This is a genomic window from Actinoplanes sp. CA-131856 (assembly GCF_050956135.1).
GTDB lineage: Bacteria > Actinomycetota > Actinomycetes > Mycobacteriales > Micromonosporaceae > Actinoplanes.
Map to the genome: position 1 here is coordinate 7,040,489 of NZ_CP191849.1, position 24,459 is coordinate 7,064,947.

The 24,459-nt window shown below is 72.4% G+C and carries 22 protein-coding genes; 8 read left to right on the plus strand and 14 right to left on the minus strand.

Annotated elements, in window-relative coordinates:
• Positions 1-28: 28 nt before the first annotated feature.
• Entirely contained in the window at positions 29-1,984 is a 1,956-nt protein-coding gene (locus ACQP2X_RS32650; protein WP_498688461.1) for a hybrid sensor histidine kinase/response regulator, read from the plus strand.
• Positions 1,985-1,991: 7 nt separating this feature from the next.
• Here ACQP2X_RS32650 and ACQP2X_RS32655 read toward each other — a convergent pair whose 3' ends face one another.
• Together ACQP2X_RS32655 and ACQP2X_RS32660 are read right to left on the minus strand one after the other, a co-directional pair.
• A complete protein-coding gene (locus ACQP2X_RS32655; protein WP_498688462.1) occupies positions 1,992-4,703 on the minus strand; it encodes an AAA family ATPase in 2,712 nt (903 codons plus the stop codon).
• Positions 4,704-4,757: 54 nt separating this feature from the next.
• On the minus strand, positions 4,758-5,588 hold the full coding sequence (locus ACQP2X_RS32660) for a hypothetical protein (RefSeq protein WP_498688464.1): 831 nt from the start codon (positions 5,586-5,588) through the stop codon (positions 4,758-4,760).
• Positions 5,589-5,734: 146 nt separating this feature from the next.
• On the opposite strand from ACQP2X_RS32660, the gene ACQP2X_RS32665 reads away from it, so the two are divergent.
• Positions 5,735-7,219, plus strand: coding sequence for a PP2C family protein-serine/threonine phosphatase (locus ACQP2X_RS32665; RefSeq protein ID WP_498688466.1), 1,485 nt, complete (start codon positions 5,735-5,737; stop codon positions 7,217-7,219).
• Here ACQP2X_RS32665 and ACQP2X_RS32670 read toward each other — a convergent pair.
• Both ACQP2X_RS32670 and ACQP2X_RS32675 read right to left on the minus strand, forming a co-directional pair.
• Positions 7,206-7,583, minus strand: coding sequence for an ATP-binding protein (locus tag ACQP2X_RS32670; RefSeq protein WP_498688468.1), 378 nt, complete (start codon positions 7,581-7,583; stop codon positions 7,206-7,208). The genes ACQP2X_RS32665 and ACQP2X_RS32670 overlap by 14 nt on opposite strands.
• Positions 7,580-7,921, minus strand: a complete 342-nt coding sequence (locus ACQP2X_RS32675) for an STAS domain-containing protein (RefSeq protein ID WP_498688469.1) — start codon at positions 7,919-7,921, stop codon at positions 7,580-7,582. The genes ACQP2X_RS32670 and ACQP2X_RS32675 overlap by 4 nt, the downstream gene beginning before the upstream one ends.
• A 132-nt stretch (positions 7,922-8,053) precedes the next feature.
• On the opposite strand from ACQP2X_RS32675, the gene ACQP2X_RS32680 reads away from it, so the two are divergent.
• On the plus strand, positions 8,054-8,752 hold the full coding sequence (locus ACQP2X_RS32680) for a laminin G domain-containing protein (protein WP_498688471.1): 699 nt from the start codon (positions 8,054-8,056) through the stop codon (positions 8,750-8,752).
• A 52-nt stretch (positions 8,753-8,804) separates the two neighbouring features.
• Positions 8,805-10,496: a serine/threonine-protein kinase gene (locus ACQP2X_RS32685; RefSeq protein ID WP_498688473.1), complete on the plus strand. Its 1,692-nt coding sequence runs from the start codon at positions 8,805-8,807 to the stop codon at positions 10,494-10,496.
• A 144-nt stretch (positions 10,497-10,640) separates the two neighbouring features.
• On the opposite strand, the gene ACQP2X_RS32690 is transcribed toward ACQP2X_RS32685, so the two are convergent.
• Positions 10,641-11,651: a LacI family DNA-binding transcriptional regulator gene (locus ACQP2X_RS32690; protein ID WP_498688474.1), complete on the minus strand. Its 1,011-nt coding sequence runs from the start codon at positions 11,649-11,651 to the stop codon at positions 10,641-10,643.
• A gap of 114 nt (positions 11,652-11,765) precedes the next feature.
• On the opposite strand from ACQP2X_RS32690, the gene ACQP2X_RS32695 reads away from it, so the two are divergent.
• Positions 11,766-12,260, plus strand: a complete 495-nt coding sequence (locus tag ACQP2X_RS32695) for a GNAT family N-acetyltransferase (RefSeq protein ID WP_498688476.1) — start codon at positions 11,766-11,768, stop codon at positions 12,258-12,260.
• Here ACQP2X_RS32695 and ACQP2X_RS32700 read toward each other — a convergent pair.
• From ACQP2X_RS32700 to ACQP2X_RS32725, 6 genes are all read right to left on the minus strand, one after another.
• Positions 12,257-13,048, minus strand: coding sequence for an ADP-ribosylglycohydrolase family protein (locus ACQP2X_RS32700; RefSeq protein ID WP_498701092.1), 792 nt, complete (start codon positions 13,046-13,048; stop codon positions 12,257-12,259). The genes ACQP2X_RS32695 and ACQP2X_RS32700 overlap by 4 nt on opposite strands.
• Before the next feature lie 81 nt (positions 13,049-13,129).
• Positions 13,130-13,957 carry a hypothetical protein gene (locus tag ACQP2X_RS32705; RefSeq protein WP_498688478.1) on the minus strand — a complete coding sequence of 276 codons (828 nt, stop codon included), beginning with the start codon at positions 13,955-13,957 and terminating at the stop codon, positions 13,130-13,132.
• A gap of 22 nt (positions 13,958-13,979) precedes the next feature.
• Entirely contained in the window at positions 13,980-15,197 is a 1,218-nt protein-coding gene (locus tag ACQP2X_RS32710) for an MFS transporter (protein WP_498688479.1), read from the minus strand.
• Positions 15,194-15,658, minus strand: a complete 465-nt coding sequence (locus tag ACQP2X_RS32715; RefSeq protein ID WP_498688481.1) for a MarR family transcriptional regulator — start codon at positions 15,656-15,658, stop codon at positions 15,194-15,196. The genes ACQP2X_RS32710 and ACQP2X_RS32715 overlap by 4 nt, the downstream gene beginning before the upstream one ends.
• A gap of 27 nt (positions 15,659-15,685) precedes the next feature.
• Positions 15,686-16,867: a GAF domain-containing sensor histidine kinase gene (locus ACQP2X_RS32720; protein WP_498688484.1), complete on the minus strand. Its 1,182-nt coding sequence runs from the start codon at positions 16,865-16,867 to the stop codon at positions 15,686-15,688.
• A gap of 87 nt (positions 16,868-16,954) precedes the next feature.
• The gene (locus ACQP2X_RS32725) at positions 16,955-17,425 is read right to left on the minus strand and encodes an Lrp/AsnC family transcriptional regulator (RefSeq protein WP_498688488.1); all 471 of its coding nucleotides are present in this window, start codon (positions 17,423-17,425) and stop codon (positions 16,955-16,957) included.
• A gap of 127 nt (positions 17,426-17,552) precedes the next feature.
• Between ACQP2X_RS32725 and ald the strand changes: the two genes are divergently transcribed.
• A complete protein-coding gene (gene ald, locus ACQP2X_RS32730) occupies positions 17,553-18,686 on the plus strand; it encodes an alanine dehydrogenase (RefSeq protein ID WP_498688490.1) in 1,134 nt (377 codons plus the stop codon).
• A gap of 165 nt (positions 18,687-18,851) precedes the next feature.
• Here the strand turns inward: ald and ACQP2X_RS32735 are convergent, their stop codons facing one another.
• Positions 18,852-19,643, minus strand: coding sequence for an SDR family NAD(P)-dependent oxidoreductase (locus tag ACQP2X_RS32735; RefSeq protein WP_498688493.1), 792 nt, complete (start codon positions 19,641-19,643; stop codon positions 18,852-18,854).
• 71 nt (positions 19,644-19,714) lie between these two features.
• Here ACQP2X_RS32735 and ACQP2X_RS32740 point away from each other — a divergent pair, with 71 nt between their 5' ends.
• Positions 19,715-20,287, plus strand: a complete 573-nt coding sequence (locus ACQP2X_RS32740; RefSeq protein ID WP_498688494.1) for a TetR/AcrR family transcriptional regulator — start codon at positions 19,715-19,717, stop codon at positions 20,285-20,287.
• Between the two features lie 70 nt (positions 20,288-20,357).
• Here the strand turns inward: ACQP2X_RS32740 and ACQP2X_RS32745 are convergent, their stop codons facing one another.
• The gene (locus ACQP2X_RS32745) at positions 20,358-21,407 is read right to left on the minus strand and encodes an aldo/keto reductase (protein WP_498688495.1); all 1,050 of its coding nucleotides are present in this window, start codon (positions 21,405-21,407) and stop codon (positions 20,358-20,360) included.
• Positions 21,408-21,522: 115 nt separating this feature from the next.
• Between ACQP2X_RS32745 and ACQP2X_RS32750 the strand changes: the two genes are divergently transcribed.
• Positions 21,523-23,595: a glycoside hydrolase family 15 protein gene (locus tag ACQP2X_RS32750; RefSeq protein WP_498688496.1), complete on the plus strand. Its 2,073-nt coding sequence runs from the start codon at positions 21,523-21,525 to the stop codon at positions 23,593-23,595.
• On the opposite strand, the gene ACQP2X_RS32755 is transcribed toward ACQP2X_RS32750, so the two are convergent.
• Positions 23,561-24,454: a helix-turn-helix transcriptional regulator gene (locus ACQP2X_RS32755; RefSeq protein WP_498688497.1), complete on the minus strand. Its 894-nt coding sequence runs from the start codon at positions 24,452-24,454 to the stop codon at positions 23,561-23,563. The two genes, ACQP2X_RS32750 and ACQP2X_RS32755, sit on opposite strands and share 35 nt — an antisense overlap.
• Positions 24,455-24,459: the final 5 nt, after the last annotated feature.

A 24,459-nucleotide genomic window follows, 5' to 3' on the forward strand; every position in this document is an offset into this window, starting at 1 on the left:
AGGTCCGAATCGTTAACGTAGACGTCATATGGTCCGATCGCGCGATAAATCCGGGTTGCCCGAGCAGGTCGGCCTGCTGCGGGCCATCGTCGGCTCGGCCCACGACGCGATCTACACGGTCGGGCGCGACTACACCATCCTCTCGTGGAACCCGGCCGCCGAGGCGCTTCTCGGATATCCGCCCGAGGAGATCGTCGGCCGCGACCTCGACCTGCTGGTGGCGCCCGACCGGCGGGCCGACCAGCGCGAGATGTTCGGCCTGATCGAGGCCGGGGCCCGCATGGAGCGCTTCCGCACCCGGCGCCGGCACCGCGACGGCCACTGGGTCCCGGTCACCCTCAGCATGTCGCCGCTGGCCGGCGACGACGGCGACCTGCTGGGCTTCACCGTGATCGCCCGCGCCACCAGCGCCCGCGAGCGGCTCGAGTCGAGCCTTCAGGCCCTGCTGGAGGCGGCGCCGGACGCGTTCGTGGGCGTCGGCGACGACGGGCGCATCACCCTGTCCAACACCCAGGCCGAGCTGCTGTTCGGCCTGACCCGCAACGGGCTGATCGGCCGCGACGTGGCCCAGCTGCTCTCGCCCTCGCTGCCGGACGACCCGGCGCCGCCCATGGACGCCGACGAGTCGCCGGCCGAGCTGCTCGCGCCCGGCACGCCGCCCACACCCACCCTGGCCCACCGCATCGACGGCGGCACCGTACCGGTCGAGGTGTCGATGAGCGTGCTGCCGACCGAGGAGGGCCGGATGCGGTGCGCGGTGATCCGCGACATCACCGACCGCATCCGCGCCGACGACCGCTACCGGCAGCTCCAGGCCGAGGCCGACCGGGCCCGCATGGAGGCGCAGCTGCAGCGGGCCCAGCGGCTGGAAGGGCTGGGCCAGCTCGCGGGCGGGGTGGCCCACGACTTCAACAACCTCATCGCGGTGATCGCCAACTACGCCACCTTCATCGCCGAGGCGGCGGCCGACGCCGGGCTCACCGAGATCGCCGGCGACGCCGAGCAGATCTCCAAGGCCGCCCAGCGCGGCGCCGACCTGACCCACCAGCTGCTCGCCTTCGCCCGCCGCGAGGTGGTACGCCCGCGACCGCTCGACATCAACGACGTGGTCACCGACATCGAGCAGATGCTGCGGCGCTCGATCGGCGAGCACATCACCCTGTCCGTGCGCCTGGCCCCGGACCTGCCGTCGGTGACCGCCGACCCCGGCCAGCTCGACCAGGTGCTGGTGAACCTGGCGGTGAACGCCCGCGACGCGATGCCGCGCGGCGGCGAGCTGACCCTGGAGACCGAGGTGCTTTACGTCGACGCCGACTACGCCTCGGGCCGGCCGCATCTGCGCCCGGGCCGATATGTGCGGCTGCGGGTCAGCGACACCGGCACCGGCATGCCGCCCGAGGTGATCGAGCGGGCCTTCGAGCCGTTCTACACGACCAAGCCGGCCGGCAAGGGCACCGGCCTCGGCCTGGCCACCGTCTACGGCATCGTCACGGCGGCCGGCGGCGACCTCAACGTCTACTCCGAGCCCGGCATGGGCACCACCTTCACCATCCTGCTGCCCACCACCGACGCCGCGCCGGCCGAGGCCGAGACCCCGGCCGCGCCGCCCACCGACTACCGCCGCGGCACGATCCTGGCCGTCGAGGACGAGCCGGCCCTGCGCGACGTGCTGCGCCGGATCCTGGCCGGCGCCGGTCACAACGTGCTGATCGCCTCGGACGGCCCGGCCGCGCTGGCCCTGGCCGAGGCGTACGAGGGACCGATCGACGTCCTGCTCACCGACGTGGTCATGCCCCACATGCTCGGCAAGGACCTGGCCGAGCGGTTCGCCGAGGCCCGCCCCGGCACCGCCGTGCTGTTCATGTCCGGATACGCCCGCCCGGTCCTGGCCTCCCAGGGCACCCTCGACCCCGACGTCACACTGGTCGAGAAGCCGTTCAGCAAGAACCAGCTCCTGACCGCCCTGCGCCAGTCGCTGGACTGAGCGAACCCTAGTTGTGGCGGCTCTCGGCAGCCGTGGCGAAGTCGTCGAGCAGGCGGGCCAGGCCGCTGACCGACTCCTCGGGCAGGACGGCGGTCACCGCGCGGCGGAAGTCGTCCTCGCCCAGGGCGGCGCGCAGGCGGGCCAGGTCGGCGACCTCGAGGCGGGCGTCGGGCAGGCCCAGCGCGATCTCGATGGCCAGCGCCTGGCAGTGCAGGGCGACGGCCTCGCTGAGGCGGTTGGTGAGGGTGCAGAGCAGGGCCAGCCGGTGCTGCCCGGTGGCCAGGCCGGTCCGGTTGCCGTTCTCGGCGTCGAGCAGCAGGGCCTGCCGCAGGCGCCGCTCGGCGGCGGCGTGGTCGCCCCGGTCCTCGGCCAGCCGGCTCAGCTTGTGGCCGATCGTCGCCTGCTGCGCGCGGTCGCCGGCCGTCTCGGCCACCGACAGGGCGCGGCCGAGCAGGCGTTCGGACTCCGCCGTCTCGCCCCTGCGGTGGGCCAGCAGACCGAGGTAGTGCAGCAGGCTCGCGGCGTCGCCGCTGTCCGGCTCGACCCAGCCGAGGGTCTCCTCGCACACCGCGCGGGCCCAGTCCCAGGCCGACCACATGTCCAGGCGCTCGCGCACCAGGAAACTGAGCCGGATCGCCTCGTCCACCCGCCCGGCCCGGAACAGATGCTGCCGGGCCTCGATGAGGTCGTCCAGGTCGGCCACCGGGTCGCTGTCCCTCGGGCGTACGCGGTGACGGTAGTAATCGGCCGCGCGGCCGTGCGCCGCCGCCGTCTCCTCGGGATGGAGCCGGGCCACCGACGCCGCGGTCCACGGATGAACGGTGTGCCGCACCCCGTCCTCGTCGGCGACCTCGCTGACCAGCCCGAGTCCGGCAAGCGTGTCGAGACCGTCGGGCAGGCCGGGCAGCGCGCTCTGGCGCACCAGCGCCGGCTCGTCGGCCGGGCGGCGATAGACGGCGGCGCCGATCAGCAGCCGCCGGCAGTCGTCGTCGAGCAGAGCGAGCAGGTCGCTCAGCACGGCGTCGTTGACGGTGGTGGCGATCGCCTCGGCCAGGGCCAGGCCGGCCCGGCGGTCGTCGGCGCCGGCCGATCGCAGGTCGGCCGCCCAGCGGCCCGGCTCGGGCACGCCCTGCCGGGCCAGCAGCGACTCGAGCCGCCCGGCCACCGAGGCGAACCCGGCCGGGCTGCGGCGCAGCAGCGCGTCGAGGTGCTCCAGGGTGCGCGGATGGCCGCCGGCGCCGGCCCAGGCCCGGCGCTGCTCGGCCGGCGTGAGACCGGCCAGCGCGGGCAGGCGTGAGGCCAGCACCCGGGCCTCGGCCTCGGTGAGCGGGCCGAGGTGGTGCTCGGTGAGCCGCTTGTGGAGGTTGCCGGGCAGGGTGAACGGAAGCCGGCTGGTGATCACCACCCGGTGCGGGCCCGGCTCGCGGATCCAGCGGGCCAGGAACGCGGCCAGCCCCAGGTCGGCCGGCTCGGCCCGCAGTTCCGCCCGGCGGGCCCGCTCGTCGACCGCGAAGTCGTCGACGACCAGGGTGACCGGCCGCGACCCGAGCACGGCGAACGCCGTGGCCAGCCGGTCGCGCCAGAACTCGTCGGGCGTGCGCAGATAGGCCGCGAGCCGGCGCCGCCGGTCCTCGGCGGCCGTCCGGGACACCGACGGCTCGCCGGCCAGCAGCCGGCCGAACGTGTCGAGGATCTGCTCGCCGGTGTCGGTGCCGCTGACCCGCACCACGAGGCCGGCGTCGTCGCCGAGCCGGCGCACCAGCTCGCCGGCCAGGCTGCTCTTGCCCATGCCGCCGAGGCCGTGCAGCACCACCCCGGCGTGACCGGGCCGGCGCACGGCCTCCAGCAGGGTTCGCAGGTCGTCGCGGCGGCCGACGAACCCCTCGGGCTCGTCCATATCGGTCACCGTAACTCCAAGCAGCGGCGCGGGTGCACCCAGGCAGTACAGAACGGGCGCGTTCCATTCGGTGCCGCCGGTGAGCCGGCGTGCGCCGGCGACCGCGTCCGGCACCGACGGAAGGCCCGTGAGCAGCTGGTAGAAGTGGCCGAGGAAACGCGTGGCATCACCGTCGGTCAGTGCCAGGACCTGAGGCACACCGGCCGTCAGCAGCTCGGCGACCCGGTCGTGGCCGGCCACGACGACGAGCCCCGGGCGGTTCTCGCCGGGCAGCCACTCCTCGTCGCCGAGGTGGACCACGTGCACCGGCTCGTCGCCGTCCCGGTCGAAGACGCGCAGGCGGGCGCTGGGCTCGACCACGTCGAGCAACCGCTCGAGGTCGCCCGTGGCGAGGATCCTCAGCGGACCGGGCATCGTGCCGGTGGCGTAGGCGCCGCCGGGGGCCGAGCGGAACATCCGCACGTTCGGATGGAGCCCGAGCGGCTGCCCGGAGCCCGGAACGACCAGCGCCTCCCAGGGCAGGTCCTCGTCCGCGCGCACTTCGAGCAGCAGATCGTGCTCGGCCAGCTCGCGCAGAGCCTCGCCGGCCGCGCCCGGCGCGTAGGACCGGGCCAGCTCCACCCCGGCCGCGCGCAGCGCCTCGTCCACCGGCGCGGCCGACCGCGCGACCACCCCGGTGCCGGCCAGCCGGCGGGCGCGGCGCAGGTCGCGGAGCCGCTCGGCGAGCCGGCCGCCGCGGACCACGGGCGCGGTCACGACCCGGCCGTCGCCGGATCTCACCTCGACCGTGCCCGAGTCGACCCGCAGCCTCCCGGTCTCCACACTCTCAGTGAAACCCGGGGGCCGGGAGAGAAGAACTACCCCGAACGGTCAGACCTACCGCTCGGCCTGAGCCTCGTCGTCCTCGTCGACCTGGTCCTCCTCGCTGTGGCGCTGGGCCGGGACGGCGTCGTCGCGGTCGTCGGGGGCGCCGTGGCGAGGGCCGGCCTCGGGCTGCTGCTCGGGCAGGTCGCCGGTGACCTGGGGCTGGTCGACCCAGAGGGCGCGCAGCTGGCCCTGCATGAAGGTGGTGAGCCGGGCCCGGTACTCCCGGTCGAACGACTCCAGCGCCTCGATCTGCTGCTGGAGCGCCTCGCGCTTGCTGCCCAGGCTGCCCACGACGTCGTCGTAGCGCTGGCGGGCCTGCTGGTTGAGGTGGTCGGCGTTGGCCTGCGCGTCCTGGGCCACCGACTCCGACTGCGAGCGGGCCTCGGAGAGGATCTTCTCCGCGTTGCGGCGGGCCTCCTCGGTGCGGGCGTGCGAGTCGCGGGCGATCTGCTCGGCCGCGGCCCGGGCGTCGGAGAGGATCTTCTCGGCCTCGCGGCGCACGTTGTGCGCGTGCACCTGCGCGTCGCGGGCGATCTGCTCGGCCGCGGCCAGCGCATCGGTGCGGATCTTGTCGGCCTGGTGGTGGGCCCGCGCGACGTGCTCCTCGGCGGTGCGCTGGGCCAGGGTCAGGACCTGCAGGGCCTGGTTGGGGTGCTGACCCGGCTGGCCCGGCTGACCGGGCTGACCCGGCTGGGCGGGCTGACCCGGCTGGGCGGCCGCGCCGTTCTGGCCCTGGGCCTGCGCCGCCTGTGCCTGCTGCGTCGGGGCGACGAGGGCGTGCTCCGAGGTCTGGCTGTCCGTTGACGTCCCATTGAGCAGCACTTTGACACGATCCTTCATGCGGTTGTTGTCGGACACGGGGTAAGACCTCCGAACCTCGAGAGTCGCGGGATGCTACCAAGCTGAGCTGGTGGTTCGCGAGGTCTTGGCGCCGTCGGATGTCCCCGCCGCACCGGGCGTGCGTCGCCGCCCTCTACCCTGAGCGCATGGCCGGCGACGAGGTGGCCCGGGTCGTCCAGGAGATGCTCGCCGTCATCCCGGTGGGATGCTCCTGGCTGCTGCCCGTGCGCGCCGAGGACGGCGCCGTCCGTGACTTCCGGGTCGGCGCCACGAGCGGGCGGGGCCGCGACATCTACCGCCGGGGCACGAGCCGGGTCGACCGTCTGCTCAGCGAGCTCTACCCGAGCATCGTCGGCGGCGAGCTCTGGCAGATCTACCTCGACGTCCTGCGCACCGGCGAGCCCCGCGAGCTCGGGGAGTTCCGCTACGACGAGAAACAGGCCGGCGTCGTCGCCCACTCCCTGTTCGACGTCACCGTGCACCCCGTGCTCGGCGGCCTGCTGGTCTGGTGGCAGCGCCTCGACGAGGACCGCCGCCGGATGGCCAACACCGAGCTGCTCGGCAGCCTCGGCTGGACCGAGTTCGACCTGATGACCGGGGCCAGCGACTGGTCGCCGGGCATGTACCGGATCTTCGAGCGGGACCCGGCGCTCGGCCCGATGTCGCGGGCCGACCAGGCGGCCGCGATGCTGCCCGAGGACCGCGGCATCGCCGAGACGGCCTGGCAGAGCATGGACAGCGGCGGGCCGGCCGACGTGACGGTCCGCTTCACCGTCGGCCGCGGGGTCAAGCACCTGCGGATCCTCTCCGACGTCACCACCGACGCCGGCGGCCGGCCGTTGAAGATCAACGCGGTGGTGCAGGACGTGACCGCCCGGGAGAGCTCGCGCACGGCCATCGAGCGGCTCCGCGACCAGCTGCGCACCCGCGAGATGACAGCGATCGCCGAGCACCGCCTGGCCGGTCAGCTCCAGCAGATGATCCAGCCGGTGCCGCGCGAGCCGTTCCCGCTGCCCGGCCTTCAGGTGCGTGTCGACTATCTGCCGGCCGAGAGCACGGCCCAGGTCGGCGGCGACTGGTATCACGCTCAGGAGCTCACCGACGGGCGCGTGCTGCTGGCCGTGGGCGACGTGGCCGGGCACGGGCTGGCCGCGGCGAGCGGGATGGCTCATCTGCGGTTCGCGCTGATCGCCTGGCTGTCGATCGGGGTGCACGACCCGGCGCTGCTGTTGCGCCACCTGAACCGGCTGTGCGGTCAGCTGCGGCTGACCGGTACGGCCGTGCTCGGCGTCTTCGACCCGGCGAGCCGGTCGCTGGCCTGGGGCCGGGCCGGGCACGCGCCGCCGGTGCTGGCCCGGGGCGGGTGCGCGCGGCCGCTCGAGCTTCCGGTGGGCATGCTGCTCGGCGCCGACGGCGAGGCGGCGTACGGGACAATGACCCTGGCCCTTGACCCTGGAGATCTTCTGCTGCTCTACACGGACGGGCTGGTGGAACGGCGCGACGGACCGCCGCTGCTGCCGGGAGTGCTCGGCGCGCTCGCCGCGGCCACCGGCACGCTGCCCGCGGTGACCACGATCAACCGGCCGAGCCCGGACGACGACACCTGCACGGTGCTGGTCAAAGTTCTTTGAGGTCCAGGGCCAGCCGTACGCGGGTGCCCCGCTCCGCGGCCTCCACATCCACCTCGTCGCAGATGCGCTCGACGATGGCCAGACCTCTCCCGCGCGGGGCGTCGGCGGCCGGCATGGCGCGGCCGAAGGCGCGCAACGGGCCGCCGTCGATGACGTCGCAGTAGACCCGGCCGTTCGACGCCCACAGGCGCACCACACCACCGCCCACGGCATGCTGCAGCGTGTTGGTGGCAAGCTCGCTGACCGCGAGGGTGAGCAGATCGGCGCGGCTGCCGGGCAGGCCCAGCGCGGTGGCGTGCTGCCGCACGAAGTCGCGCAACGGGGCCAGGTCGCCGGGCTCGTGATAGGTGGCCTCGGCGGTCATCCGCCGGGCCCGCGTTCCACGGCCGGCGGGGCGGGCTCGGCCAGCAGGCCGGCGACGCCGGTGATGTCGAGGACGGCGGCGACCGCACCCTTCGCGTTGGCCACGATCAGGCGGCCGCCGCGCGCGAGGGCGGCGTGATGGGCGGTGACCAGGCCGTGGACGCCGGTGGAGTCGAGGAAGCCGACCTGGGCGAGATCGACCACGACGCGCCGGTGACGGTCGACGGCGGCGGTGAGGGCGGCGAGCAGATCATCCCGTACGGAAAGGTCGCAGTCGCCGGAGAGGACCACGCGGGCCTCACCGGCCTCCTCGAACGTCCTTGCCCCGAAGCGCGCCATCACGCACATCATGTCATCCGGTCGCTTGTTGAAGCTTCACCCTCGGGGATGGCTCTCCCATGCGTACACTCAAACCGTCAAAACGGATATAGAGCGCCAACGGGGATTACCATGAAGAAAAGGCACTTTTGGATGATCTCCGTGGCGGCCCTCGGGGCCGTCGCCTCCGTCGCGGCGCCGGCCTCCGCCTCGGCCCAGCACGAGATCGCCTTCTGGGGCATGAACGAGGCTCCCGGTTCCTCAACGATGCGCGACGGGAGCGGGCACGGCCTCCACGGCCGGATCGGCCGCGACATCGGCCTCGGCCTGCGCACCGACAACAGCTACGGCTTCCGCTTCGACCGCCTCGAACCCGACACCCCGCCCACCCACCCGGGTCATCTGGCGCTCGTGCCCGACAGCGCCGAGCTCGACCCCGGCACCCGCGACTACGCGATCACCGTGCGGCTGCGCACCCGCGAGCACTTCGGCAACATCATCCAGAAGGGCCAGGCCACGGTCGCCGGCGGCAGCTACAAGATCCAGATTCCGAACGGCAAGGTCCAGTGCTGGTTCCGGGGCTCCTCGACGGCCCTGCTGGTGACCGCGCCCAAGGCGATCAACGACGGGCGCTGGCACACGGTGCGCTGCGAGCGGACCGACGACGGCGTGTTCCTGTCCATCGACGGGCGCTCGGTCGCCGGCCGCTACGGCTGGACCGGCGCGATCGCCAACTCGTGGCCGGTGGCGATCGGCGGCAAGACTGACTGCGACCAGGTCGACGTCGGCTGCGACTACTACGCCGGCGACCTCGACTACGTAGCGCTCGAGGTCGACCAGCACGCCTGGTAGTCGGCGAATCACACGAGTTGACACCCGTCGGAATCCGGGCGAATGTTCCCTCGTGAGCGATGAGTGGCCGATTGCGGGAAGCCTGCTCGCTTCGCGGTACCGCCTGGCCGAGCTCCTCGAGATCGGCGGCATGTCGCAGATCTGGCGCGCGGACGACGAGCTGCTGGCGCGCCCGGTCGCGGTGAAGCTGCCGCTGGGCGCGCAGGTGGTGTGGCGCGAGGCCCGCATGGCGGCGAAGCTGCAACACCCGAACATCGCGGCGGTGCACGATTATCGCGAGGCGGTGCGCCCGGACGGTTCGGTGACGCCGTTCGTGGTGATGGAGCTGCTGGCGGGCGAGTCGGTGGCGGCCCGCCTGGAACGGGAGCCGATCGGCCTGCCCGAGGCGGCCCGCATCGGCGCGGCGGTGGCCGACGCGCTGGCCGCGGCGCACGCGTCCGGGGTGGTCCACCGCGATATCAAGCCCGGCAACGTGATGCTCACCCCGACCGGCGTGAAGATCCTGGACTTCGGCATCAGCGCCACGGCCGGCGAGCCGGACGACGACGAGTCAGGATCGACGTTCGGCACACCGGCCTACGTGGCTCCGGAACGCCTGGACGGCATGCCGTCCGAGCCGGCCACCGACGTCTACGGCCTGGGCGTGCTCCTGTTCGAGATGGTGACGGGCGATCCGCCCTACCCGGTGGACACGTGGGAGGAGCTGGCCGAGGCCCGAGCCGGAAAAGGCCCGAGCCCCTTGCCCGCCGACCTGCCCGTGGCCTTCCGCGACCTGGTCGGCCGCTGCCTCGACGAGTCCCCCGAGGCCCGCCCGACCGCGGCCGAGGTCCGCTTCGACTTGACCGCCCTATGGCTGAAGCCGGAGCCGGCGCGTTCCCTCCCCACCAGCGACCGGCCCACGCAGGCTGCGCCTTCCCGGTCCGCCTTTCCCGCCACCACTGCGGCCTCGGCCTCGCGTACGCCCTCGATCTCTCCCGCGTTTCCGCCCTCCGCTTTCCACGGGCATTCCACGTCAGCTCCGTCCCGCGACTTCCCCACCTCCGCCACGCCCGCCCGGAATGAGCCTTTTGCGCCCGGCGAGACCCGCGACTCGGCGCCGGGATACGCGGCGGGCCGAGCTGTGCCCTCCGCCCGCCGCGCCACCACCGCAGCTGACGCATCCGCGGGCGTGAGGGCAGCGGGCGCGGGCCGGGCAGGCGCGGGTGGGCCTGGCGCCCGGGGTCGGGCGCCTGCCACGACTCTGGCTCTGACCAAGCAGCCGCCGCGCCGGTTGGCTCTGATCGTGGGTGTCACCGCTCTGGTCGCGGCGCTGGCCGGCTCCTTCGCCGTGATCAACTGGCCGTCGAACGAGAAGATCGACGCCAGCCCGGAGCTGCCCCCACCGCCCGTGGTGGTCACGACCACGCCGGAGACCGTCGCGCCGACCACGACCACACCGCCGCCGACGTCGTCCTCGCCCACTCCGAAGCCGACGCCCACGCTCAGCTTCGACGACGCCGTGAGCCGCTTCCGCGCGGCCGTCGAGCGCGGCGCCGCCGGCGGCGACATCCGCTCCGACGTGGCCACCGACCTGCTGAACCTGCTCCAGCCCCTGACCCGCTCCGGCGACAACGCGGGCGATCAGGTGGACGCCCTGCGCCGCAAAATCAACGACCGCGCCGGCGAGGGCAGCGTCTCCTCGTCCCAGGCCGCCCTGCTCCGCTCCCGCCTGGCCGACGTCGACCGGGCCGCCCGCACCTTGTGACCCCCTAGGCCTCGCGCCCCGACCGCCTCGCGCCCCGACCGCCGCGCGCCCCGACCGCCGCGCGCCCCCGCGCGGCTCACAACCGCGCTCCCGGCGACCACGCCACCTATCGCCCTGGCCGCGCTGGCCGACGGCGCGGGCGGGTCAGGCCGAGCCGCGGATCACCAAGCGGGTCGGGAGGACTATCTGGGTGTCGGCCGGCTCGTCGCCGTCGATCTTGGCCAGCAGCAGGCGGACCATCTCACGGCCCATCTCGGCGATGGGCTGGTCGACGCTGGTCAAGGACGGCTCGGTGTGGCGGGTGATCACCGAGTCGTCGAAGCCGATGACCGCGACGTCCTCCGGCACCCGGCGGCCGTGCTGCCTCAGCACCCGCAGGGCGCCGGCCGCCATCATGTCCGAGGCGGCGAAGACCGCGTCCAGGTCCGGGTACTGCTCCAGCAACCGGTACATCGCCGCGGCGCCGCTCTCCTCGCTGAAGTCGCCGAACGCCACCGGGCCGTCGCCGACCACGTCGCGGTAGCCCTCGAGCCGGCCGATGCCGGCCGCCATGTCGAGCGGGCCCGTGATCGCCGCGATCCGCCGTCGGCCGCGCGACCAGAGATAGGACACCGCTTCCCGCGCGCCGCCCCGGTTGTCCGCGTCGACGTAGGAGCCCCTGTCGGCGTACGTGGGACGCCCCGCACGGACCGTGGCCACCCCTCGCTCCTCGAGCACCGCCGGCAGTGGGTCGTCGCCGTGCAGTGAGAGAAGCAGCGCACCGTCCACGTGCTGGCGGGTCAGGTAGCCCTCCAGGCGGCGCCTCTCCTCCGGCGCCTGCGCGATCATCAGGACCATCTGGAGGTTGCGGGCCACCAGCACCGACGACGTCGCCTGCACGATCCGCCCGAAGAACGGCTCGGCGAAGAACCGCTCCCCCGACTCGAAGATGACCAGCGCGATCGAGTCGGTCCGCTGGGTGACGAGCGTGCGGGCGGCCCGGTTGGGCACGTAGCCCAGCTCCTGGATCGCCTCTTCGACGGCCTGCCGGGCGCGTGGGCTCACCTGCGCCGAGCCGTTGACCACGCGTGACACCGTCCCGCGGCCCACACCGGCCCGCGCGGCGACCTCTTCCAGCGTCGGCCGCCCCGTCGCCCTGTTCCGCTCGGTCGTCATCGCCTGGCACCTTCCTCCGCGCGATCGGAGGTCGCGCCCGACACAAAGTACCTGTCCCGCGCAGCCTGCCCTAATGCGGTCGCGGCGCGGTGGTGACGCCGTTACCGTCGTCGCGTGCGAGTGCGAGACTTCGAAGATCACGACTGGCCCGCGGTCTGGCCGATCATCCGCGACGTGGTCGAGGCGGCCGACACCTTCACGTACGACCCCGGGATGTCCGAGGAGACGGCCCGCGCCGTCTGGATCGAGCCGCCGCCGGGCCGCACGGTGGTGGCCGTGGACGACTCCTCCGGCCTGGTGCTCGGCACCGCCAAGATGGGCCCCAACCGTCCCGGTCCGGGTGCGCACGTCTCCACCGCCAGCTTCATGGTCGCGGCCGGGGCGCGAGGCCGCGGGGTGGGCACGCTTCTCTGCCGCGACGCGATCTCCTGGGCGCGTTCCCAGACGTACGCCGGAATGCAGTTCAACGCCGTAGCCGCGTCGAACCACGCCGCCGTGTCGGTCTACCAGCGCCTGGGCTTCGAGATCCTGGGTACCGTGCCGGGCGCGTTCGCCCACCCGGCCCTGGGCCGGGTGGGCCTGCATCTGATGTACCTGAGCTTCGACTAGATCGCCGGCTCGGCCGCGGCCAGCCACTCCGCGGGCAGGCCGTCGACGCCGGTGCGGGCGCCGACCACGCCGCCCGCGATCGCGCATGTCGTGTCCACGTCGCCGCCGGCGCTGGCCGTGGCCCACAGCGCCGCCGCCAGATCGCCGGGGTGCCGGGCCGCGCACCACAACGCGAACGGCACCGTGTCCGGCGCCGACATGCGCCGCCCGCAACCGACGACGGCCGCTACCTTCCGAGGGTCGGTGTCGAGGGCGGCGACCTGGCGCAGGCCCCGGCCCACCTCGGTTCCGCCGACCCGGCCGGCGATCTCGGAGAGGTCCAGGCGTTCGTTCACGTTGAGGGCGGCGGCCAGCGCGACCGCCACCGCACCCGCGGCGGCTTCGGGGTGGGCGTGGGTCACCTGCGACGACCGTACGGCCTCGGTCCGCACTTGATCGAGGTTGTCGGCGAAGAAGGCGCCGAGCGGCGCGACCCGCATGGCGGCGCCGTTGCCCCACGAGCCCTTGCCGTCGAACTGACGGTGGGTGACCTCGAACCACGGCTCGCCCGCGCCGAGCGCCGGCAGCACCTCGTGCATCCCCGAGCCGTAGTGGCGGTACGGGTCGTCCTCGTACGCCAGGGCGAAGCCGGCGGCCAGCGCGTCCCGGTCGACCGTCCCGTGCTCCTCCAGGTGCCGGAGCAGCACGATCGCCATGGCCGTGTCGTCGGTCCAGCGCCACGGGCCGGGCCTCAGGTTGTCCTCGGCGAAGCGGCGGCGGAACCAGGTGCCCCCGAAGGCGTCGCCCATCGCCAAGCCCCGCAAAGCCGCCACCGCACTGTTGATCACAGCTGAATGCTCGCCGAAACGGCTCCGGACGGCCAGCCGATTTCAGCCGGGCAGGCTGAGCAGTTCGCGCCAGGAATCCGGGTACAGGTCGCCGCCCCACAGGACCCCCTGACCCGATGTGGCGGCGATGGTGGACACCGTGCGGACGAACGACAGGGTCAGGGCCGGCCAGTCGAACTCGCCGGACAGCGGGCCGGAGTGGAAGCCACCGAAGGCGTCCGACGCGGCGGCGAACGTGGGCTCGTAGCGGGGCAGATCGAGCCGGTCGAGGCGGGCGGCCAGGTCGGTGGTCTCAGGCGGGGTGAGCCAGCCGTACGTCCCCGCTGTGTTCTCGAACTCGAATCCGAGCACGGCGCCACGGACGTCGAGCGCGTCCAGGTGCCGCCGGATCGGATCGTCCGCGGGCACGCCCAGATGCTCGAGGAGCGGCTTGTAGGCCGACGGCCGGGCCGAGCGCCCCACGAACTGCCCGTCGCCCAGGCACCGCAGGACGACCCAGGCCGCGTACAGGAAGCCCAGCTCCTCCACGTTCTCCTGCTCGGCACCGGCGTGGAAGGAGCACCGGGAACGCTCGGGGCAGGTGGTCGACGGGCACCGCAGCCACGGGCGGGCGCCCTCCGGGCGCATCACCGGCTGATTGCCCAGATAGGAGAGATCCTCGCTGAGCCACAGGCAGTACGCCGCCAGATCCACCGGCTGCGCGCGCATGCGCTCGGCCATCGGGATCCAGATGTCGGTCCACTCGCTTCCGGGCAGCCCGGCCGGCCAGGGCGGCAGGGGGCCGCCGCGGAACAGCGCCAGCAACCCGGGCACGACCTCGGCGCGGTAGCGGTCGTAGTCGAAGACGTAGATCCTCGCGTCTGATCCCACGCCGAGGATGGTGGCACGGCGGTCAAGTGGGAATGCGGTAACGGCGCAGGGCCGGTACGGACAGGGCGATCGCCGCCGTTCCCAGCACGCCCAGCGCCCCGCCGATGGCCAGGGCGGCGCCGCCCGAGGTCAGCGACGCGACCAGGCCGGCCCGCAGGTTGCCGAGGTGAGGGCCGGCCGCGCCGGCGATGTGTTCCAGGGCGGCCACCCGGCCCCGGTAGGCGTCCGGTGTGGAGCCCTGGACGACGGTTCCGCGTGACACCACGGCCCACGTGTCGGCGAAGCCGGCCACGGCGAGGAAGCCCAGCACCGCGTACAGGCTGGTGCTCAGACCGGCCAGGCCCAGCGTCACCGCCCAGACCGCGCCGCACGCCAGCAGCAACCGGCCCGGGTGGGCGTATCGGGTGGCCAGGCCGGAGAGCACCGAGGCGAGCACGCCGCCGACCGCGACCGCCGTGGCGAACAGGCCGAGGACCTCGGGGCGGCCACCGAACTTCTCCTGGTTGATGACCGGGAACAGGGCGAAGGGCATGGCGAGCACCGTGGCCGCGAGGTCGGCCAGCAGCGCCCCTCGCACCTGTGGGGTCCTGACGGCGTACGACAGACCGGCCCGGACCGCCCGCACGCCGGACCGTCCCTCGGAGGCGGGGGCGCCGGGCGGCAGACCGGCGACGCCGAAGAGCGCGAAGCCGTAGGTGAGCGTGTCGAAGGCGAGGCACCAGCCGACGCCGGCCAGGGCGGTGAGCGCGCCCGCGGTGGCCGGCCCGGCCAGCATGGCGAGCTGGAACGAGAGGTGGTTGAGGGCGAGGCCGGCGGCCAGGCGCTCCCCGCTCAGCAGGGCCGGCACGAAGGTCTGGCGGGCGGGCGCGTTGAGGCCGCCGATGGCCGACTGGACGGCCGTGAGCAGCAGGACCGCGGGCACACCACCGGCGTCGGTGAACACCACGAAGGTCATCGCCGCGCTCACCACGATCTGCGCCACGGTGCAGCGCATCGTGAGCAGCCGCCGGTCGACATGGTCGACGAAGGCGCTGCCGGCCAGGGCCAGGGCGATCAGGGGTACGCCGATGGCCAGCCCCACGAGACCCACGACGGCCGCGCTGTGGGTGCGGTCCCAGATGTAGAAGACGATGGCGAACGAGCCGAGCTGCCCGCCGAAGCCGGACGCGGTGGTGCCCAGCCACAGCCGCCGGAAGGTGCGGTTCTCGCGCAGCGGGCTGAGGTCGGCCAGCGCCCTCATGCGAGGTGGTCCCGCAGGCGCCGGGCGAACGGGCGCCGGGCCAGCAGCTCGCGCAGGTCGGCGGTGACCTGCGTGAGCGAGTACGGCAACTCGGCGTCGAGCTCCCGCACGGCGGCCTCGGTGGCCCGCCACTCGGCGAGCAGGAACGGCATGATCTCGGCGGCCCGTGTGGTGAGCCGGATGGGCCGGGTGCGCCCGTCCTCGCCGGGTACGGCCTCGACCAGGCCGGCCTTGGTCATGGCGGCCGCCGTCTGGCTCATCGCCGAGTGGCTCACGCCGCGCTTCTCCGACAGCGAGCGGATCGTCATCGGCCCGAACCGGTGCAGCGCGATCAACGGCCCGACGAAGCGTGTGCGCACCTCCGGCATATCGCCTGCGGCGTACAAATCCGAAATGTTCGAGTCGAGCTCGCCCAGCAGCGCGTGAAGATCGCTCCAGTGATTGCTGTCCAAGAGGTCCACCGGAGCAATGTAACAGTACTTATATATTTACGCTCGTGGCAGCGTCACCACGATCGTCGTGCCGCGACCGGGCTCGCTCTCGACGCGGATGCGGCCGTGGTGGCCGTCGACGATCGCCTTGATGATGCTCAGGCCCAGGCCGGCGCCCTGCACCTCGTGGCGCTCGGCGGCGGCCGAGCGGCGGAACGGCGCCAGCGCACGGCCGCACTCCTCGGCGCTCATGCCGATGCCGGTGTCGCGCACCTCGAGCACGGCGTCGTTCCCGCGCACGGAAGCTCGCACGGTGATGTGCCCGCGTTGAGTGAACTTGACGGCGTTCAACAGCAGCCGTTCCAGCACCTGGCCGAGTCGCTCCTCGTCGGCCTCGACCATCACCGGCAGCGGCGCGTCGGCGTAGATGTCCAGGCACCGGGTCAGGGCCAGCCCCACGTTGCGGCGCACCGCGGCCCGGGCCATCTCGGCCAGGTCCAGCTCACGCTTGTCGAGCACGAGGTCGCTGCGGCCGGTCTGCGCCGCCAGCAGCATGTCGTCGACCAGCGCGGTCAGCCGCTCCGAGTTGCGCCGGATCCGGGCCACGAACTCGCCGTCGGCGGCCGCGCCGTCACCCAGCAGCTCCAGATAGCCGTTGATCGAGGTGAGCGGCGTCCGCAACTCGTGGGTGACCCGGGACAGGAACTCGTCGCGGACGCGGTCGGCGTCGCGCAGCCGCGCGTCCAGCCCGCGGGCGTACTGCCTCAGCTCCAGCTGGGCCATGACATGCCGGGCCAGGGTGCGCAGCCCGGCCGCCTCGGCCGGCGTCAGCAGCCGGGGCTCGTGCCCGATCACGCAGAGCGCCCCGAGCGCCTGCCCCGAGGCGGTGACCAGCGGCGCGCCGGCGTAGAAGACGACGTTCGGCTCGCCGGTGACGGCCGGGTTGTCGCGGAACCGGGGGTCGAGCCGGGCGTCGGGCACTTGCATGACGCCGTCGCTGAACATGGCGTGCGCGCAGAACGAGCGGTCGCGCGAGACCTCGCACACCTCGATGCCGATGCGCGACTTGAGCCACTGCCGCTCGCCGTCGATCAGGCTGATCGCCGCCATGGGCGCCCGGCAGAGCTGGGCGGCCAGCACCACGATGTCGTCGAAGTCGCTCTCCGGCGCGGTGTCCAGCACGCGGTAGCTGTGCAGCGCGGCCAGGCGCTCGCCCTCCGCGACCAGGGTGTCCGGCATCTCGCCCGTCCTTTCAGCTGACTCGGCTATGAGAAGGGTCGGCGGGCCTCGCGACTTGTTGAGTGATGACCCCGGTGCAGGCCGGGATCATCCCTGCCCGCGACGGTGCTCGAAGATCAGATAGGTCTCGGTGCCGGCGATCAGCCGCGTTCCGCTCAGGCGCTCGGTGATCACCGCACGGAGGTCCTCGACGTCGGCGGTCGCCACATGCAGGAGGAAGTCGTACGAGCCGGACACGAAATAGACATCCCGCACGGCCGGGATGTCGGCCAGCGACGAGGCGAACTTGCCGATCGCGTCGCGGGACTCGGACCGGATCCGTACCGCGATCATCGCTTCGATGGGCCGCCCGATCCAGGCCGGGTCGACGTCGGCGTGGAAGCCCCGAATCGCGCCGATCTCGCGCAGCCGCCGGACCCGCGTGAGACACGTGGAGGGTGCGATGCCGACCCGCTCGGCGAGGGCGTTGTTGGGCATGCGGCCGTCGGCCTCGAGCAGCGTCAGCAGCTCGCGGTCGATGTGATCGAGGCCTCGAAGATCCTTCGGTTGATCGGCCACCACAAGGCTCCTCGTCTCATTTCGTTTCGGTTGATCGCGCTCTACAGAATCTTATTCGGCCATATTGCGCGACCACAGCACATCGTTTCACGCTGAGGGCCACAACGGCGTGATGAAGGAGACAGCCATGCGGATCGGTGTGCCGACCGAGGTCAAGAACCACGAGTACCGGGTGGCGATCACGCCGGCCGGCGTCGCCGAGTTCGTCCGCCGCGGCCACGAGGTGGTCATCCAGTCCGGCGCCGGCGTGGGCTCCGCCATCACCGACGAGGACTACGTCGCCGCGGGCGCCTCCCTGGCCACGGGCGCTTCCCCTGCCGCCGCCGCGGACTCGGTCTGGCAGCAGGCGGACCTGATCCTGAAGGTCAAGGAGCCGATCGCCTCCGAATACCACCGCCTCCGCAAGGACCAGGTCGTCTTCACCTATCTGCACCTGGCGGCCGACGCCGAGGGCACGAAGGCGCTGCTGGCCAGCGGCACGACCGCCATCGCGTACGAGACGGTGCAGCTGCCCGACGGCTCGCTGCCCCTGCTGGCCCCGATGTCCGAGGTCGCGGGCCGGCTGGCCCCGCAGGTGGGCGCGTACAGCCTGATGCGCAACAGCGGCGGCCGGGGCGTCCTGCCCGGCGGAGTCCCCGGCGTCAGCCCGGCGAAGGTGACGGTCATCGGCGGCGGCGTCTCCGGCGTCAACGCGGCCACGATCGCCCTGGGCATGGGCGCCGACGTGACCGTGCTGGACCTGTCGATCCCCCGCCTGCGCCAGATCGACGCCCAGTTCGGCGGCCGGGTCAAGACGCTGGTCTCGTCCTCGTACGCCATCGAGCAGTCGCTGCTGGAGGCCGACATGGTGATCGGCGCCGTGCTGGTGCCCGGCGCGAAGGCCCCCAAACTGGTCTCCAACGACCTGGTCAAGCGCATGAAGCCGGGCGCGGTGCTGGTCGACATCGCGATCGACCAGGGCGGTTGCTTCGAGGACTCGCACGCGACGACCCACGAGGACCCGGTCTACAAGGTCCACGAGACGGTCTTCTACTGCGTGGCCAACATGCCGGGAGCGGTCCCCAACACGTCGACGTACGCGTTGACGAATGCCACCCTGCCCTACGCCCTCAAACTGGCCGACCTGGGCTGGCAGGAGGCGCTGAAGGCCGACCCGGCGCTGGCCCTGGGCCTGAGCACCCACGAGGGCCAGCTGACGAACGCTGAGGTCGGCACCGCCCTGGGCCTCCCCTCGGTCGGGATCGCGTCCGTTCTGGCCTGATCAGGCCTCCCGAGGCCGGCGCCCGCCCTCCCAGGGGGACCCCCGCCTCGGTACGGCCATCCTGCCGAAAATCGCGGGTGCGCGCTGCCACCCTGTGGACAGGGCTCGCCGCTGTGGACAACCCACAGCGGCGGGCCCTTCTGGTGTACGCAAGCAGCGCCGGGATCAGAAGGCGCCCCGCACCGTGCCGCCGTCGACGCGGATGGTGGCGCCGCTGATGTACTCGGCGTACGGGCCGCACAAGTAGGCGACGGCGCCGGCGATCTCGTCGGGGCGGCCGTAGCGGACCCGGTCGTTGGGGACGATCTCGCGGACCGAGTTGTACTCGATCTCGTCCCACGTCTCACCCCAGCCGCGCTCGGGTGAGAGCTTCGTCAGGAACTCCTGGACGGCCGGGACGAGGATCGCGCCGGGGGCCACGATGTTCGAGGTCACCTTGGTGCCGGCCAGGTCGCGGGCCAGCGAGACGGCCAGGTTGTGCCGGGCCGCCAGCGACGCGTTGTAGTGCGGGTGGTTGTCGAACGGCTGCATGCTGAGCCCGCCGCCGATGGTGACGACCCGGCCGTACGCCTTGTCGCGCATTCCCGGAACGAGGCGCTGGATCATGCGTACGCCGGAAACGACGTTGATGTTGTAGGTGTGCAGCCAGATGTCGGCGGTGGCGGAGGCCCAGGGCAGGTGCTCGTACGCCCCGGCGTTGTTGACCAGGATGTCGATGTCGCCCGCGGCCTCGGCCACCAGGTCGGCGCCCGCGTCGGTGCCCAGGTCACCCAGGGCGATGGTGGCTTTTCCACCGTTCTTGACGATCGAGTCGGCGACCTCGCGCGCCCGGTCGCCGCTGCGGCCGTGGATGACGACCTCGGCGCCCTCGGCGGCCAGCAGGCGGGCCGTGGCCTCGCCCAGCCCGGAGGTCGACCCGGTGATCAGAGCGCGGTGTCCGGTGAGTTGGAGATCCATTTTCTGCTCCCTCGTTTTGTCTACACACGTAGACTACGGCGGCTAAGTTGCCACCTGTAGACTTAGCGGTTATGACGCGCAGCACACCCCGTCCCCGCAACGCGGCCGCCACTCGGCAGGCCATCCTCGACTCGGCGGTCGTGGCCTTCACCCGGCACGGCTACGACGGCGTGGGGGTGCGGGACATAGCGGCCGAGGCCGGCGTGACCGCGATGCTGGTCAACCGCTACTTCGGTTCCAAGGAGGGGCTGTTCACCGAGGTCGTGGACCTCGTCTTCGCCCGGCGCACCATGGTTCCGGGCGACACCGACGACCTGGCCGGCGACACGGCCCGCGCCCTGGTCGCCCGCACCGCGGCCGACGCCGGACATCTCGGCCCGTTCGAGCTGATGCTCAAGTCGGCCGCCAACCCCAAGGCGGCCGAGATCATGCGGGACGCGATCGGCCGGCACGTCGGCGCCCGTTTCGAGGCGGCGCTGGAGGGGCCGGACGCCGGGGAGCGGGCCGAGCTGGGCCTCGCCCTGCTGGCCGGCGCGTGGCTGATGCGCCGGATCATCGGCACGCCCGCGCTTCAGGAGGCCGATCCCGAGCGGCTGGCCGCCCAGGTGGCCCGAATGCTGACGGTGATCGTCGAGCCCTCATAGCCGCGCGATCTCCGGGCGGATACACGTGTGCCCGCGGCCACGGTCGGCCGCGGGCACACGGATATCCGGATCAGAGGTGGCGCTGGATCTGGGTGAGGTCGGCCGCCGAGAGGCGGTCGGAGCTCGTGTTGCGCTGGTGCCAGAACGGGTAGCGCAGGGGCTCGCCGCTCACGTCGTCGAGGGCCTTGACCTCGTCGGCGGTCAGTTCCAGGTCGGCCGCGGCCAGGTTGTCGCGCAGCTGGGCCGGGGTTCGGGAGCCGACGATCAGCGAGGTCACGCCGGGCTTCTGGGAGATGTAGGCCAGAGCGACCTGCGCCGCCGACACGCCGTGGGACTCGCCGATCTTCACGGCCAGCTCGATCGTGTCGTACAACTTGTCCTCGTCGTTGATCGGAGGCTCGTCCCAGTCGGTCAGGTGCCGGCTGCCGGCCGGGGCGTCGACGCCGCGGCGGTATTTGCCGGAGAGCAGGCCGCCGGCCAGCGGGCTCCACACCAGGATGCCGAGGCCCTGGTCGACGACGGCCGGGACGATCTCGGCCTCGATGTCGCGGTTCTGCAGCGAGTAGTAGACCTGGGTGCTGGCGAAGCGCTCGAGGTGCCGCGCGTCGGAGATGGCCAGGGCCTTCATCATCTGCCAGGCCGCGTAGTTCGAGCAGCCGATGTAACGGACCTTGCCGCTGCGGACCAGGTCGTCGAGGGCGGTCAGGGTCTCCTCGAGCGGGGTCTGCCCGTCCCACTCGTGCACCTGGTAGAGGTCGATGTAGTCGGTGCCGAGGCGGCGCAGGCTGGCCTCGGCCGCCCGCACGATGTGGTGGCGGGACAGGCCCGCGTCGTTCGGCCCGTCGCCCATCGGCATGCGCGCCTTGGTGGCGATGAGCACCTGGTCGCGGTCGGAGCCGAGCGCCTCGCCGAGGATCTCCTCGGACAGGCCCGCCGAGTAGACGTCGGCGGTGTCGATGAGGTTGACACCCGCGTCCCGGGCGATCGCGATCTGCTCCCGCGCGCCGGACACGTCGATCTGGCCGACCGGGGTCGCCCAACCGGTGCCGCCGAAGCCCATCGTGCCCAGGGTGAAGGTGGAAACCCGGAGGCCGGTGCGGCCGAGCTGCCGGTACTGCATTGTCATACCTCTTTCCGGTTCGGTGTAGCCATGACCAGCCTTCCCCTCCGCGGGCGGCCTGTCCACCGGAACGCTCAGCGTGCACGACGCGGCTACCAGGGGTATACCCGTCAATATGATGTCGCTGACGCTGCCCGTGGTCCTCACCGCCGCGCTGGGCCTGGCGGCGCCCGGCGCTCCGGGGATCGACGAGCAATACCTTCCCGCCGACAAGTCGGGCCTGCTCACCTCGCGGACGACCGAGAGCCGGGTCTGGGCGACCGTGCAGAAGGAGGGCGGCCTGGGCGAGGTCTTCTATCCGACGATCGGCGGCCCGAGCGCGCGGGCGCTGTCGTTCGTCGTCGCCGACGGCCATCGCGTTCTCTCGCCGACGCGCGTCACCACGGAGCAGAGCGACCCGGACAGCCTGAGTTTCCGGCAGGTCCTGTCGGGGCCGGGGTGGCGGCTCAGCGCCTCCTACACGGTAGATCCGAAAAGATCGACAGTTCTGATCCGGTCCGATTTCTCCGGCAAGGGGGAACTTTACGCGATTTACGACCCGGCGCTGGCCAACTCCCGCGGCGGTGACACGGGCTCGTCGTCCGGCCGCGCGCTGACCGCCACGGACGGCGCCGTGTCCAGCGCTCTGGCCGCCTCGCCGCCTTTCCGGGCCACGTCGAACGGTTTCGCCGGCGTCAGCGACGGCCACACCGATCTGCGCGACGGCCGCATGGACTGGCGCTATTCCAAGGCCGGCCCCGGCAATCTCGTGCAGACCGCGGCCATCGGCCACCGGCACACCACCATTGCTCTCGGCTTCGCCGATTCGCCCTCGGGCGCCCTTTCGGCCGCGTCGCGATCGCTGGGTCGCGGTTTCACGTCGGTCGCGCGTTCTTATTCGTACGGATGGAAGCAGTACCTGAAGGGCCTGAAGCCCACGCCGCGTGGGTTGAGTGGCGCCGAACGGACCCTTTACCGCACCTCGGCGATGATCCTGGCCGCGAGCGAGGACAAAGCGAATCCGGGCGCCTACGTGGCCGCACCGGACGCACCGTGGGCGTTCGGCACCGACGATCCCTCGGGCCCCTATCACCTGGTGTGGTCGCGGGACCTCTATCAGATCGCGCTGGCCCTGATCGCCGCCGGCGACAAGGCCGGAGCCAACCGCTCGCTCGATTTCCTGTTCGACGTGCAGCAGAAACCGGACGGTTCGTTCCCGCAGAACTCGCAGGTCGACGGCACACCGGTCTGGGGCGGCCTCCAGCTCGACGAGGTGGCGCTGCCGCTCGTTCTGGCATACCGGCTCGGTCGTACTGACGCCAAGACCTGGACCCACGTGAAGCGCGCGGCCGATTTCCTGTTGTCTTATCAACAGGCACCGGCCACGCCGCAGGAACGCTGGGAGAACCAATCCGGCTACTCCCCCAACACCATCGCCACCGAGATCGCCGGCCTGGTGTGCGCCGCTTCCCTGGCCCGCGCCAACGGCGACACCGCGTCGGCCGCCCGCTATCTGGCCACGGCCGACGAATGGCGCGCCCGGGTGAAGTCGTGGACAGTCACGTCGACCGGCCCGTATTCGCCGAAGCCCTATTTCCTGCGCCTGACCAAGGACGGGAACCCGAACGCCGGAACCACCTACAACATCGGCGACAGCGGCCCGGCGAACGTGGACCAGCGCCGCGTCGTCGACCCTTCTTTCCTGGAGCTCGTACGCCTGGGCGTGCTGCCGGCCGACGACCCCGACATCCGTAACACCTTGCGCGTGGTCGACGCCCAGTTGGGCGTACGGACCCCGAATGGTTTCTTCTGGCACCGGGCTTCGTTCGACGGTTTCGGCGAGAAACTGGACGGCACCCAGTGGGAGTACAACCTCCCCGACGGTTCCCTGATCACGAGGGGCCGCGCCTGGCCCCTGCTGAGCGGCGAGCGGGGCGACTACGAGATCGCCGCCGGCGACCCGCGAACCGCCCGCACCCGCCTGGCCGCCATGGCCCGCGCCACCGGCCCCGGAAACATGCTCCCGGAACAGGTCTGGGACCAGAAGCCCCCACCCGGCCGCACGCCCGGCACACCGACCTATTCGGCGACCCCACTGGTGTGGTCGCACGCCCAGTACATCCGCCTGGCCCAGAACCTGGCCGCCGGCCGCGTCCTCGACACCCCAGCCGCAGTCACCGACCGCTACGGGACTCACGCGAATCGGTAGGCGTCACGTCCGTCACGAACCGGGCTTTCACCGCCGAGACGCGGAGGAAGTCGAGCTGCTCGGCGGCCCGGGTGCCCGCGGCGGCGGTGAAGGCGATGATCCTGATGTCCGACCCCGGGACGGTGAGGACGTCGCAGTCGACCACGATCTCGCCCGCGATGGGGTGAGCGATCCTCTTGCGGTCGTGGCCGAACTCCCCCGCCGCCGGGAGCAGCGCCCACAGACTGGCGAACCGCTCGCTGCCGCGGGAGCACTCCGCAATCAGCCGCCGCAGCCTCGGCTCATCGGTGTACTTGCTGTGGGTCACCCTCAGATCTGCCACGAGGGCGGCTTCGAAGGCCTCCGGCCCGTGTTCGGCCTCGACGGGCCATCCGGAAAGAGCGACCCCGGGCAGGAAAGTGTCGAACACCAGATTGCGTTTGTCCGGTGCGAGCCGCCCGGGATCGCCGACGAGCGACGCCCACAGCGGAGTCCACGTGATCAGCGTCCAGTCCGCGGCGAAAACACCGAGAGCCTGATCGGACAGGCCCGCGAGCAACCGTTGCACGCTCGGCGGAATGTGCGCCGAGATCCGCCCGGGACCGGGAACAGCCAGCCGCGCCAGCCGGTAGAGGTGTTCACGCTCGGCCGTGTCCAGGTGCAGAGCACGCGCGAGCGCCTCGGCCACCGACTCCGACGGCCGGGCCGAGCGGCCCTGTTCGAGGCGCACGAGGTAGTCCACCGACACGCCCGCGAGCTGCGCGAGCTCCTCCCGGCGCAGCCCGGCCGCCCGGCGCCGCCCGATCGCGGGCAGGCCCAGGTCGGCCGGGTCCAGAAACTCTGGACCCCCACCACGGTCGGCGCCCTCGCATTGCCGCACCGCCT

Bases quoted from the DNA above. Each gene is read 5' to 3' on its own strand.
- ACQP2X_RS32745 (WP_498688495.1), bottom strand. From the start codon at position 21,407: ATGCAGTACCGGCAGCTCGGCCGCACCGGCCTCCGGGTTTCCACCTTC.
- ACQP2X_RS32665 (WP_498688466.1), top strand. From the start codon at position 5,735: ATGGCCGGCGACGAGGTGGCCCGGGTCGTCCAGGAGATGCTCGCCGTC.
- ACQP2X_RS32660 (WP_498688464.1), bottom strand. From the start codon at position 5,588: ATGAAGGATCGTGTCAAAGTGCTGCTCAATGGGACGTCAACGGACAGC.
- ACQP2X_RS32690 (WP_498688474.1), bottom strand. From the start codon at position 11,651: ATGACGACCGAGCGGAACAGGGCGACGGGGCGGCCGACGCTGGAAGAG.
- ald (WP_498688490.1), top strand. From the start codon at position 17,553: ATGCGGATCGGTGTGCCGACCGAGGTCAAGAACCACGAGTACCGGGTG.
- ACQP2X_RS32750 (WP_498688496.1), top strand. From the start codon at position 21,523: ATGATGTCGCTGACGCTGCCCGTGGTCCTCACCGCCGCGCTGGGCCTG.
- ACQP2X_RS32740 (WP_498688494.1), top strand. From the start codon at position 19,715: ATGACGCGCAGCACACCCCGTCCCCGCAACGCGGCCGCCACTCGGCAG.
- ACQP2X_RS32720 (WP_498688484.1), bottom strand. From the start codon at position 16,867: ATGCCGGACACCCTGGTCGCGGAGGGCGAGCGCCTGGCCGCGCTGCAC.
- ACQP2X_RS32650 (WP_498688461.1), top strand. From the start codon at position 29: ATGGTCCGATCGCGCGATAAATCCGGGTTGCCCGAGCAGGTCGGCCTG.
- ACQP2X_RS32735 (WP_498688493.1), bottom strand. From the start codon at position 19,643: ATGGATCTCCAACTCACCGGACACCGCGCTCTGATCACCGGGTCGACC.
- ACQP2X_RS32700 (WP_498701092.1), bottom strand. From the start codon at position 13,048: ATGGGCGACGCCTTCGGGGGCACCTGGTTCCGCCGCCGCTTCGCCGAG.
- ACQP2X_RS32670 (WP_498688468.1), bottom strand. From the start codon at position 7,583: ATGACCGCCGAGGCCACCTATCACGAGCCCGGCGACCTGGCCCCGTTG.
- ACQP2X_RS32710 (WP_498688479.1), bottom strand. From the start codon at position 15,197: ATGAGGGCGCTGGCCGACCTCAGCCCGCTGCGCGAGAACCGCACCTTC.
- ACQP2X_RS32675 (WP_498688469.1), bottom strand. From the start codon at position 7,921: ATGGCGCGCTTCGGGGCAAGGACGTTCGAGGAGGCCGGTGAGGCCCGC.
- ACQP2X_RS32680 (WP_498688471.1), top strand. From the start codon at position 8,054: ATGATCTCCGTGGCGGCCCTCGGGGCCGTCGCCTCCGTCGCGGCGCCG.